General features: G+C 48.9%; 7 protein-coding genes. 5 read left to right on the top strand and 2 right to left on the bottom strand.

Annotated features, from left to right (window positions below):
* The 5 genes from A5320_RS08495 to A5320_RS08515 all read left to right on the top strand — a co-directional run bounded on the left by A5320_RS08495 (position 1) and on the right by A5320_RS08515 (position 10,028).
* Complete coding sequence (locus A5320_RS08495; protein ID WP_068063470.1) at positions 1 to 573, top strand: condensin complex protein MksE; 573 nt, start codon at positions 1 to 3, stop codon at positions 571 to 573.
* Positions 566 to 3,460: an ATPase gene (locus A5320_RS08500; protein WP_231916684.1), complete on the top strand. Its 2,895-nt coding sequence runs from the start codon at positions 566 to 568 to the stop codon at positions 3,458 to 3,460. Before A5320_RS08495 ends, A5320_RS08500 begins: the two co-directional genes overlap by 8 nt.
* Positions 3,461 to 3,622: 162 nt before the next feature.
* The gene (gene tamA / locus A5320_RS08505) at positions 3,623 to 5,335 is read left to right on the top strand and encodes an autotransporter assembly complex protein TamA (RefSeq protein ID WP_068064775.1); all 1,713 of its coding nucleotides are present in this window, start codon (positions 3,623 to 3,625) and stop codon (positions 5,333 to 5,335) included.
* Positions 5,332 to 9,111, top strand: a complete 3,780-nt coding sequence (tamB, locus tag A5320_RS08510) for an autotransporter assembly complex protein TamB (RefSeq protein WP_068063476.1) — start codon at positions 5,332 to 5,334, stop codon at positions 9,109 to 9,111. The genes tamA and tamB overlap by 4 nt, the downstream gene beginning before the upstream one ends.
* 218 nt (positions 9,112 to 9,329) lie before the next feature.
* The gene (locus A5320_RS08515; protein WP_068063479.1) at positions 9,330 to 10,028 is read left to right on the top strand and encodes a hypothetical protein; all 699 of its coding nucleotides are present in this window, start codon (positions 9,330 to 9,332) and stop codon (positions 10,026 to 10,028) included.
* Positions 10,029 to 10,928: 900 nt separating this feature from the next.
* On the opposite strand, the gene A5320_RS08520 is transcribed toward A5320_RS08515, so the two are convergent.
* Both A5320_RS08520 and A5320_RS08530 read right to left on the bottom strand, forming a co-directional pair.
* Positions 10,929 to 11,900, bottom strand: coding sequence for a tetratricopeptide repeat protein (locus tag A5320_RS08520; RefSeq protein ID WP_157605743.1), 972 nt, complete (start codon positions 11,898 to 11,900; stop codon positions 10,929 to 10,931).
* Between the two features lie 316 nt (positions 11,901 to 12,216).
* On the bottom strand, positions 12,217 to 12,990 hold the full coding sequence (locus A5320_RS08530) for a methyltransferase domain-containing protein (protein ID WP_068063485.1): 774 nt from the start codon (positions 12,988 to 12,990) through the stop codon (positions 12,217 to 12,219).
* Positions 12,991 to 12,997 lie beyond the last annotated feature (7 nt).

Raw genomic sequence — 12,997 nt, forward strand, 5'->3', positions numbered from 1 at the left:
ATGCAGATTGAATTGGAACAATTAACCCAACTGGCTGAAATTCATAAGAAACTCAGCACCGGTTATCATATCAGCGAGCAGGATTTTGCCCTCTGGCAAGAGCTCGATACCAACGAAGAAGCATATGCTGCGCTCTTTACCGCTTTAGGTAACCAGCTCAAACGAGACAGCCGTGGTTATTTTCATTTTGATGTTGATGACGCCACCGTCAATATGGGCAAAATTTCACGGTTATTTGCGCTGACCACTTATGCGCTGGTGGAGTTTTTTGCCGACCAAGGCCAGGATCCACTACGTGCATTATTTGAAGTCGAAATCAGTCACGAAATTCTCGCCAGCATTTTGCAGCAGCAATATCATTTATTTGAGCAGCTGGAAGTATTTTCGGCCACTGACCTAAAACGGGAAGTGATGAACCGCATGCTACGTTACGGTTTTGCTAAAGCGCAGGGTGAACATTTTAAATTATTGTCGCCAGTGTACCGTTACCTGGATGCATTAATGGCAGTAGACCAACTTGCTGAATTCCCGGGTGAATCTTCTAACGAGCAACAGGAGCAAGCCGATGTCTGAGTTATACGGCTTAACCAAGCTGGCGCTTCTTAATACCGCCGGCTACGCCAAATGTGTCATTCCGCTGGATAATTCCGCCTCCATTTGTGCCCCAAACAATACCGGTAAAAGTTCGGTGATTAATGCGCTGCAGTTTCCACTGATTAACGATTTACGGCTGACCGAATGGGATGGCCACGATCTGGACGAAACCCGGAAATTCTATTTTGGCACCGACCAAAGTTACATTCTGCTGGAAGCCAACTTGCCAAACGGCCCGGTGGTGATTGGGGTGGCAGGCCTAGGTAAAATTGCCGGTTATCAGTACCAGTATTTTTGCTACAACGGCAAGCTGAACCTTGACCATTATTTGGTCAATAACAGCATTATCAAATACAACAAGCTGGATCATCATTTACGCCAACTCGGCTTTGATCCGTTGGAACTGAAACCGTCTGAGCTGAACTCGATGCTGACCGGCGGTGCCACGCCTTATGACAGCAAAATTAACCTGCGGATGATCCCGCTGACTAATGTTAGCGATGCGCCGGTCTACAAAGACATCTTTCGCCGTATTCTGAACCTGCACCGCCTGACGGCGCAGGATGTAAAACGACTATTACTGCCAGTATTTGCCCGGCATTTAAGCGATCCGAAAGTCGATTTTTATACCGTTTGGCACAATGCTTTTGAAAAGGTTAATCGTGACCGACGTGAACTGAAAGCGCTGGAAAATCAGCAACAAGCAGTTGAAGCTTTAGAAAATTTAATCGACAACCGCTCGGTGCTCAAAGGTCGTTTGGCTGCGTATGCGCCAAAACTCGACCGCGCTTTGGTGGAGTTTCAAAGTTACCTTGACGATCAGCAAGCAGAACTGGCCGGCAGCTTAGAAGAGCTGCACCGCGAAAAAAGTCAGCTTGAAGATAAACAGCGTTTATACGTTGGCCAAATTAAGGAACTGTCTGGGCGTAAACTGGAACTACAACAGTGGTTTACCGAGCACGATACGCTGGCGCAGCGGTTTGGTCTAACCAACCTCGCAACGTTACAGTCGAACCTCACCAATATCCGGCAGAGTTATGAATCGCTGAGCCACAGTCTACAAGGTGCGGCTAATCTCAATCCGGTGACTTTGGCGCATCAACAAGCGCAGACGCAAAAGCAGCTGAAAAGCTTAAAGTTGCAGCTGAAAAACCTCGAATACAATCTTTACTCACGCTTGCGCGAGGATTTGTCACTGCCAGAAGTGCAGCAGCTGATTAAAGCGTTGAACCCGGATTTATTGTCGTTATCAACCGCGACTGGCGGCGATGTGCAAATCAGTGATGACGATGCTTTTGGTGAACAATTAAGTCAGTTGGCCGATTGTTTCCGGCAGGGCAAATTGCACCTCAAAGGCGCTGTGATTGACTTAGCGCATTTATCAGCACCGGATATGACCGGCGTTGAAGGCAAAATTCAACTCAAAGAGCAAATTGAAGCGCTGCAACTGACCCTGGCAACTTTAGAACAACAAGAAGAAGTAGCGCAGGATTTGGCCGGTAAAACCCGCGAAAAAGAGCGGTTATATGCCGATATGCTACAAGCGGAAGAAGATTTAAAACGCTTCGCCCGCTTCGAGCAAATGCGCGAGCTGCGTGATCCACAGCAAGATTTAGTCGACGAGCTGGACCGCGAAGAAGAAATTCTGCACGAGCAGCTCTCTGAAGTGCAGCACAAAGCCAGCAGTTTGTCGGATCGGCGTAATCTGGTCACCAACAAACAAGATCAGCTGAAACGTCAGTTAGAGCGTATTGAACACGAGAAAAAAGAACGGATTGATTTTCAGCTCGATTTCTACAGCGGCCGCGTTACGCCTTATCCGATTGAAATTACACTGGAATATGACAATCTGGCCGACGAGTTACGCTCCTACAATAAACATTGTCAGGAACTCAAACTATTAGAAATCAACGTTAAAAATACCTATTTGTTTATTTTTAACGCCGGCATCAGCAAGTTTGAAGCTGAAACTGACGAAGACGCCAAGTATCAGAAGCTTATTCAGGCGTTCCATCACCTGGATAAAGAACGTGAAGCCATTGAACGCCGGGCCCGGGTAGCCTTAACTGAAGTGGCTTCTACCCTTAAAGGCCTGCGCTCGGATTTAGACCGGCTGCACCGCGAGCTCAATAGCTTTAACCGCGGCATTTGGCGCCATCAGATTTCTAACCTGCAAGATTTTAAAATCGAAATTGTTGATCGCAAACTGCTGGTCGGCCATATAGATACCATCTTGACCACTTCAGATGCGTATCAACAAGGCGACACGCTGGATTTATTAGCACCTGGCGTGACCACCGACGAGCGCGAAATTAACGCCGCCAAAGATTATTTAATTCAGGCAGCGAGCGACAAAGCCGGTCTGACATTATCGGATTTATTCGATATCCGGTTTAAAGTGGTCAATCGTGCCGGTGATGTCGAGTATTTTGATAAAATTGACTCGGCGGGTTCAAACGGCACCCGGATCACCATTAAGTTATTGTGCGGTATGTTATTTATCCGCCAGCTGTTGGCAGAACGGGAACGCGGCAAATACCGGATCCCGATTTATATCGACGAAGCAGCCGACATTGACCCGCACAACCAACAGGCGTTAATTGAAACGGCGCTGAATTTTGGCTTTGTGCCAATTTTCGCCTCGGTGAAACCGCAAACCAGCTGCCGGTACATTGTGCCAATCCGCACCGTGAAAAACGGCGCGCAGAACTGGGTCGATGAAAAAGACTGGATCATTTGTGAGCAAATCAGTCAGCTGGATCAAATTCTGCAGGCTGAAGCAGCCGCGGTTGATGCCAAAGCGACTGAAACTGCGGCAACCGAAGTGGTAAAAGAAGCCACAAACGACGAAACGCCTGTTGTTTAAGGTGTTAATTCAGTCAGTCTGATTGCAGAATAGGAACTTTCAGGCTCATACTCGCTCTGAGTTGAGCCTGATTTAATCTCTGCCGCTACAGCTGTGCCCTTTTTTCTGCAATCACAGGGAGTGAAAATTATTTTTTCTGCTTTATCCAAGCGCTGTTATTGGTTGCTGATACTGTTAACGCTGGCAACCGGTTTACCAGCCACCGCCTATGCCGCAAATCGCATCGAACTCTCCGGTGTCACCGGCGAGCGTAAACAAAATATCGAGCTTTATTTGTTGTCGATTGCAGCCAGTGAAATTAACCCTTCGGCTCGTTTTAAAAACCGGGTCAATCGTGATATCAAATTGGCGCTACGGGGTCTTGGTTATTATCAGGTGGTGGTCGATTTTGAAGACCAGCACAAAGGCAAAGATTATGTGCTACATGCCAAAATTACTGCCAATAAATATGTCTACATCGACATCAACGACATCCGGATTATCGGTGGTGCCGCCAACGATACCCAATTTCTGCAACTGCTGAAAAACGCCGCGCCGAAAAAAGGCGAACGGCTGCATCACGGCAAATACGAAAACTACAAAAGCGAGCTGCTGAGTCTGGCCAATCGCAAAGGCTTTTTTGATGCTAAATTTGAACGCACCGAACTCATCGTCACCCCGGGCGATCGCCGCGGCACGGTGAAATTGTTTTTTAACAGCGGCGTGCGCTACAAATTTGGCGACATCACCTTTCATGGCAGCCAAATTAATAGTGGCCGCTTGCGCTCGTTATTGACCTTTCGTAAAGGCGATCACTATTCCGCCCGCTTATTAGGTGAGCTCAGTCAGGCGCTCAGTACCACTAACTGGTTTAGTAGCATTAACCTCGAAGCCGATGTCGAGAACCGCAAAGACGGCGTATTACCACTGCGGGTAGAGCTGACACCTTCGATGCGCAACATCGTTGAAGCCGGTATTGGTTATGCCAGTTACACCACAGATAAAGGCGCGCGCATTAAAGGCAAATGGGACAAACCCTGGCTGAATGATCGCGGCCATAGTTTATCCAGCGAACTGGCACTGTCGAACCCTGAGCAAAAGCTGGAAACGCGCTACAAAATGCCTTTGCGCAATGTCACCAATGATTATTACCAGTTTACCTTTCGCTATACCAAGCTTGATGATCTGGATACCGACAGTCAGGAAATTAACCTGGTGGCAGAGCGTAACTGGTTGTTAAAAAGTGGCTGGAACCGCACGGCATCGGTCCGCGCTTTATACGAAAACTATGTTCAGGGCAGTCAGGACGATCAGTCGACATTATTGCTACCCGGTATAAGTTTCAGCCGCGGGACTAACAGCGGCGGCAATATGCCGGAAACAGCCGACTTCTACTCTTTGTCGATGGAAGTGGCCAACAAAGCGCTGGCGTCCGATACCGATTTTGTCCGGTTACGGGGCCGTGCTGGCTGGATTGGTAGCTGGTCAGCAGACCAACGCTGGTTGGTACGGATGGATGGCGGGGTCATTCTGCAGGAGCAAGTACTGAATATTCCACCGTCTTTGCGTTTTTTTGCCGGTGGCGATAATAGTTTACGTGGTTTTGCCTATCAGGAAGTTTCCCCGGTTGACGCGGACGACCTGTTGATCGGCGGTACTCGTCTGGCGACAGCCAATCTGGAGTATCAATATCGGATCAAAGGCGATTGGTGGCTGGCATTGTTCACCGATCACGGCAGTGCCTGGAATGACCGCCCGGATTGGCAACACAGTGTCGGCATTGGTGCGCGCTGGGCTTCGCCGATTGGCCCGTTACGGATTGATCTGGCTTATCCGGTGAACAGCGATAAACACAGTGGCTTGCGGTTACATTTTACTTTAGGGCCAGAATTATGAGTGTGCGCTGGTACTGGCTGAAAACCACCCTGTTAACCCTGCTGATGTTGATCTTGGTGGTACTGGCGATTGCCGGTACTAACTTAAGTCTGCAACTCGCCAGATTATTATTACCGCAGTTTGTCAGCGGACTACAGTTTGCGTCCGTCAGCGGCGATCTATGGCGTGGCGCGGTGTTTGAACAGCTTGAATACAAAGACGATGCGATAAAAATCAGCATCAAGCGGCTGGAAACCCGACTGGACTGGCGATGTTTTAGCGGCCGGATGTTATGTCTGGATTATCTGACCTTAACTGGTAGCAAGGTGGAAGTAATGGCGGCGGCGCCGGTTGCTGCGACTGAACCGGCCACAAGCGAAGCGATTGAAATATCAAACAGTGCTGAAACGACAGGCAGTGCTGAAACGACAGGCAGTGATGCAACAGCCACTCAAAACAGCCCGCTTTGGTCGCTAAAGGTTGATGCGTTGACCAGCAGCGATTTCAATTTTCACTTACCGACACTGCAAGGCCACATCACCAGCTTACAAAGTGCCGGGAGTTTTGCCGAGCAACAATTAACGCTGGCCGCGACGCAAATTCAAGGTGTGCAGCTGGTCAGCAGCGCTGAAACCAGCACCGAAGACGCCCCATTTCGGATGCCAGATTTAACCACGCTGAAGTTGCCAATAGCTCTCGACCTAAGCGTATTGCAACTAACCGATGTCAGCTTGCAACAAACAGGCATCCAGCCCGAACAGCAAGCATTGCAGCTAAAAACGCTGAATATGTCGGCCAGTTTGCAACAACAGCGTTGGCAGCTTCAGCTCAGCGAATTGATCGCAATAGCGCCGGCACTGAAAGCTAATGCCAAATTGGACTGGCAACTGGACGGTGCAGGTTCGTTGACCGGCGACTTTAGGGCAGAGCTGCCAGAGTTAGTGCCAAACCAACTGGTAGAAGGAGCGCTCAGCGGCCCGCTGGAAAAACTGCAGCTGCAACTGCTGATGTCAGGTATGCAGCAAGCCAGTGTTAGTGCGACTCTTGACATCACCCGGCCACAACTGCCGTTTAGCCTGAAGCTCAAAGCAGACGCCCTCCACTGGCCATTGGTCGAGGCCGCCAGTGCCGTTTATCACGCCAGCAGTGTGTTACTGGACGTAGAAGGCAGCCTGGACCACCAGCAATTTAGCGGCGGCTTCAAAGCGACAATTCCCGATTTCCCGAATAGCGCCTTGCAATGGCGTGGCGTTTACCAACCTGCAGCAAAACAGTTATTCCTGGATGAACTGCAAATTGAGACCCTCAATGGCAGCGCGATCATCAAAGGGCTTTATGATCTAGAGCAACAACAGCTGACCAGTCAGTGGCAACTAAAGAACATTCAACCCGGCCTGTATTGGACTGATTATAGCGGCGAATTCAGCGGCAGTTTTTACCTTGCCGCTGGTCTGCAGCCGCAGCTGGCACTTGGCGTCGAAGCTTTAGATATCACAGGTACTATTCGCGACTTACCCCTGCAATTAAAAGGTGCGTTAAAGGCCAGTCAACAAACTGACCATTGGCGGCTGAATACCGAACAACTGTTGCTAAGCCACGGCCCGAATCAACTGAGCATCAGCGGCGGTCTTGAACAACAATGGCAGCTGGCGGTAAAGGTCAATATCAGCGATCTCGCTGCTTCAGTATCCCAAAGTGAAGGCCAGATTGTTGGAGAAATTAACGTCAGTGGCCCGGCGGCGGAGCCGGATCTGGCGTTGCTACTTACCGGTAGCAATTTGAATTATCAGGATGATTACGCGCTCAGTAGCATTGAACTGAAAGCAAAAATTGTCGACTGGGGCAAAAAAGCCAGCAGTATGTCGCTCATTGCGAAACAAGGTCAGGCACCCGGATTGCAGTTGCAGCAACTGGATTGGCAACTCAGTGGTAACCGGCAACAGCATGACAGCCATTTACTGCTCGATAGCCATCAACTGCACGCCGCGCTGGCGATGACCGGCCAACTGCAAGCGAACAACTGGCAGGCGCAGTGGCAGGAACTACGGTTAAAATCGGATTTAGGCGACTGGCAGCTCAATCAGCCGACCCAAAGTAGTTGGTCGCTGGCCAAACAGCAGTTATCGCTCAGCGCATTTTGTCTGGAAGATAAATCCGCCGGACTTTGTATGCAGCCGTTACAAGACGTGTCACTGAAAAGAGGTCAGTTACAGCTGGCGCTGAGCAACTTTGAACTGGCATCGGTCAACCCGCTCCTCGCCGACGAGCAAAGCCTCAGCGGCGCTATTGATGGTGATATCAAACTCAACTGGCAGCAAGGGCAGTTACCCACCGCACAGCTTAAATTGCAAGGCGGCGCCGGTAAGATGGAATATCAAAGCACCTCCCTGTTGCAGATCCCCTGGCAGCAATTGCTGATTGAGGCAAGTCTGAACCCACAGCAGCTGAATGCCAATCTGCAATTTAAGTTGGTGGATGACAAAGCCGCCAGCCTGCAATTCGGCCTGACTGCGCTCGATACACCGGATAAACAACTGGATGCCAGACTACAGTTGCAACAGTTTGATTTGGCGTTTTTACAGCCAATCTTCAGTGAATTCAGTCAGTTCAGCGCAGTACTGAACGGCGATGTACGTGCCAGCGGCGCGCTTGCTAATCCATTATTGCAAGGTCAAATCCAGCTGGAAAACCTCAGCTTAAATGGCCGCCAGGCACCGATGGAAATCAGCGAATCGAGCCTAACACTGGCCTTTGCTGATCGCAAAGCCTTGTTATCCGGCGCCCTACGCACCCCGGATGGTCCATTGAATATCAGCGGTGATGCCAACTGGCAAGTCGCCAACGCTTGGTACGGCACGGTGCAACTGTCGGGTGAAAAACTGAAATTGCATTTACCCAACGCCAGTTTTAGTTTCAGCCCGGATTTAATTTTCAGCGCCGAGCCACAAGGCGGTTTGCTCAGTGGCGAAGTGTTGCTGGAAAACGGCAAAATGGAAGTCGACGCTTTACCAGAAAACGCCATTCGGGTCTCGGATGATGAAGTGATCCGCACTGCAGCTATCGTCGACAGCTCTGGTTTACCGCCCTGGAAACTGAGCTCCGACGTGCGCTTAACGCTGGGCGAAAACGTGCGCCTGGCCGCTTTTGGCCTCAAAACCAAATTAGAGGGTGTGCTGCGAATTCGCCAACAAGGACTGGTGCCCACCATTCATGGTCAGGTTGCGCTACGGGACGGCACCTTCCGGGCTTATGGCCAGGATCTGCAATTACGCAAAGGCAAACTGACCTTTAACGGCCCGGCCGATCAACCATTGATGGCGATTGAAGCTATCCGCAACCCGGAAAAAACCGAAGATGGCGTGATTGCCGGTATTCAGGTGGACGGACTCACCGACAATCCAGTGATTAAAGTGTTTTCCACCCCGGCCAAACCACAAGCCAACGCCCTCGCCTATTTACTATTAGGCCGCGATTTAACCAGCAGCAGCTCGGATAAATCCGTCACTACCAGCCTTATCGGCATCGGCATCGCCAGCAGCGGCAAATTAGTCGGCCAGCTCGGCGAAGTGTTTGGCCTGCGCGAACTCAGCCTCGACACCGCCGGCAGCGGCGACACCTCCAAAGTAATGGTCAGCGGTTATCTCTCCCCAAAACTGCAGCTGAAATACGGCATGGGCATTTTTAACCAGGTTGGCGAATTTACCCTGCGCTACCGCCTGGCTCGCAAGTTGTTTTTAGAAGCGGTGAGTGGTCTGAATGACTCGGTGGATTTGTTGTATCAGGTGGAGTTTGATTGAAGTTTGTCCACATAAACTCCTTGCAAAAAGAAATAAGTAATTAGACTTTTCACTATAGAATAAAGTGGTCAGCACACTTGATTTAGATACAAACAAATTGCTACTTTATTATTGTACATAAATTACGTACAGACGCTTCAACCAAAAGGAGTTTGCATCTGAACATATCAGAGTTTTATGAGAAGCAACATTTTCACGAACTGGCAAGTAGAGACCGAATGCAAAGTCTCTTGCAGATCCCATTCGCTATTACAGTCTCACTTATTGCAATCCTTGCTTCTTTTATTAAAGATTATCAATCTGATGCTGACTCATCCCATCTATTGTTGGGAGGACTCTTTGCAATTGTTCTACTTGCATTGGTTTTAGTCTTGTATCGATTTAAAAACTGCTTTTATGGCCACGAATACTGGACATTACCGACTTTGGATAAAATTAAAGAACATCGCACCGTTTTAATGGAGTACCACCTTAACAACAAATGCGACGAAGACACTTGTACCCCTGAAGATAAGACTAATTTGAGTGTCACTGAACAAATCGATGAATACTATATTCGATGCGCCTCCTACAATGCGAAAGTGAACTCTTATCGCGGTGACCAGTGGACGGCGCTGAATCAGAACCTTGCAGTACTTGCAATATTAGTAGCTGTTACTTATGTTTATTTTTATGCGGGTAACTTTGACATCGCAACTAATAAAAAAGAACAAACAGCAAAAAGTCTGGTTAGCGAACATTCCGACGCACGGTCTAGTATTATATTAAGTGAAACATACTTTATCAGCACAGAACCAATGAAGGAGAATCGTTGTGAACAAGCCCGCCCCCCCGCCACCACCTCCCATCCGCGTAATCAGAGAGAATGGGAAAGTTCCACCTCCACCGCCGCCACCAGAGCCTGCACGAAAAAATAATGGCTAATTATGATCTTACGAGCAAACCGGTCGGATATAGGTAATTTCCGTCGGTTTGCTGTACAGGAGACATTCAGAATAATCAAATTGAAATTTGGGGTCAGATCAAAGTAAATTGGAATCTCCGCTAATCACACAACGATGTCTTTCAATTCTCCATAGTGGTAGCGCCGCTCCAGTGTTTTGTACAGTAAAACACCGGAACGCCGCAGAATACCTACAGGGACGTAATCACGGCGTGTCTGCGTTGCTGTTGCCCGTGCAGCTCGTCACTATCAACCAACTAACAACAAGACACTGGTTCTACAATAAAAATGTAGAACATGCTACAAAATAGCCGGTGGATTTAGTTTTATTGCACTATCTAGAGAGACTTATCCAGAAAAGATCTGCAAATACCGATCTTAGAAATTTTTTTCTTTAAAAACTTGAAATTGAGGCTAGAAAACCAATATATCTTATGAGGTTAAGCAACCGCTTAGTTTTACTCTTGACTAAAACCGAAACCGCATAAGGATTTATTGAGCATGAGTATAAAACCTGGACCAAAACCGAAAAAAAATGACGGTACGCCAGATGAAAGAAGGCGCGTAACACCAGAAAACCAGCCGAAACACCCAGATTTAAAGCCGCACAAGCATAAACAGTAATTTTATTTAAAGACTCTGTAGCCAGCGTCTTTTTACAACCTATTCACGATTTTTGGGGCATCACATTAGGCCTTTCACTTTGCAATCCTATTTTAACTGGTGCAAAGGGTCTTGGCGGCCGTGTATGTAGAGGGTTATAGATTGCGTTTTGACATCCAACCAAAATAAGAAAAAACAAGACTCAACATCAAACTCCAATAACGCCGAACCGAGAAGCTGTGTAGGCTGGCATGGTTTGATAAACATCTTATCAATGCGCTTTTCCTGCAAGAGATTTCGTCAGGGTTTCGTAGTGCCTGGCGCGCTCCGCATTTCCCTTGGCTAGATACAGCAGCTGCAATTCCTCAAAAATGTAGCCTTTGCGTTCGCCGGCAGCTTCACTTTCACTTTCTAACCGCAGCTGGATTACCAAAGCTTCGTCCGTTTGGTTCAAGACACGCAGCACCCGCGCGATTTGCCAATGGGCATCACGAATAGCTTTTGGCGTTCCACCGTTCTGTCGCAGCGCCAAGGCCAGCTTGAAATGCGTTAATGCTTCATCAAAGCGTTTAAGTTCGAAGAATGCTTCACCCATATTGTTAAGCACGGAGGCCTTCCAGCGTTTGGCTTCTGGTTGCTCGGACGCCTCAACCAGCGCCAGCGCTTCTTGCCCCCTCGCCAATTGCTCAAGCGGATCTTTATCGACGAACACAAACATATGCACGGCATCGATGGCGAGGCCATCAAGCTTGGCTTCTTTGGCGATAGCGAGTGCTTTGGTGAAAGCGGCGCGAGCCATTTGGTTCGACTCGGGTGTTTGCGACTCCGCGCTGTGCTGATGTGAAGCATAACTACGACCAAGTTCCAGCCAATATCGAACCTGTGCTTCAGCGCTTGCCTCTGATATACGCGATTCAATTGCCCCTAGCACTGTGCGAGCTTGCTCAAAATCTTTTCGCAGCATGTAAGTTCGGGCGATCTGGGTTTGCAGTATCAGGGCATCATCATCCACCGCGGTGTTTAGCGCCAAACGAAAGCGTTTTTCGCTAAGCTCAGGATTGCTAAAATCCCAAAGTTGAGTGACATCAACGGCCAAAGCAGCCCCTGGCATGAGACAGATGATTGAGATGAAAGCGAATGTACGAAGTATATTGAGTTCCGAATGGCTATACATAATGACTCCCAACGAGATGTAAATCTTTTTTTCTACAGCATAAAACTTGCGAGTTCTATCGTTTTTCATGGTAATCGATGGGTCAAGCTAACTGAAATTTAGGGTCAGATCAAAATTAAACGGTATCTCCGCGTCTTGCACAAAAATGTCTTTCAAGACGCCATAGCGGCCGGGTGGCAGCATAAGCAGACCGTCTGCGGCATGGGTGAAGTCGGGATCTCTGCAAGTCAGTAATCTGACTTGCTGCCGACTGAACGTGTTTTGCACTGCAAAACACCGGAACGCCGCAGAAGAGCCTACAGGGACGTATTGATGGCGTGTCTGCGTTGCTGTGACCCGTGCCGCTGGTAACGACTGACAGCTGCCGCAAAGCAAAACGCTAATATCACAGCGGCTTCAACAACAACAAATGCTGATACCGCCCCAAGGACGCATAAGGCTCAGTGCGGTTGTACTTCAGTTCCACTTCCAACAACTTATCAAATTGTGTTTCCTGCTCGGAACGGTCGCGCAGATAATCGTGAAAACAGCGCACGCCGGTTTTGCTGTGCAGGATAAAACCTTGTTGCTGGCACCAGGCCACTACGTCCAGTGGATTCAATGGTTGTTGCGGGCTTAAACTGACTTTCTTTTTATAGGCTAAATCGCGCAGCACGTAGTTAAAATTACCATAGACAATATTGGAAAATCGTTTCGCGTCAACGTTGTAAAACATCAGCGATAACGCCCCGCCTGGCGCCACCAGTTGATACAAATCAGCAATAGCAGCTTGCGGATCGGCCAGCCATTCCAGCACTGCATGACATAGCACCACCGGATATTGTTGTTGCTCTGGTACCAGTTGCTGCAAACCAAGATTGGCAAAGCTTACCTGTGCCGACAGACCCTGCTCCGCGGCCTGGGCTTGCGCCATTTGCAACATTTCCAGCGACAAATCAGTCAGCCGCACCTGGTGGCCACGCGCCGCCAGCCACAATGCCAGTTGTCCTTGCCCGGCGCCGACATCCAGAATTTGTGTTGGTGTCGCTAATGATGCAAATTCAGCAAGATCACGTTGCAGCACCAACTGGCGCAAGCGGCCTTTGGTGGTCTGATAAATATTCTGCTGGAATTTGGCAGCGATGCTGTCAAAATTGCGGTCAGTCTGCTTTTTAGTCATAGGTTTT

It is taken from the genome of Rheinheimera sp. SA_1 (assembly GCF_001669775.1).
Taxonomy (GTDB): Bacteria; Pseudomonadota; Gammaproteobacteria; order Enterobacterales; family Alteromonadaceae; genus Pararheinheimera.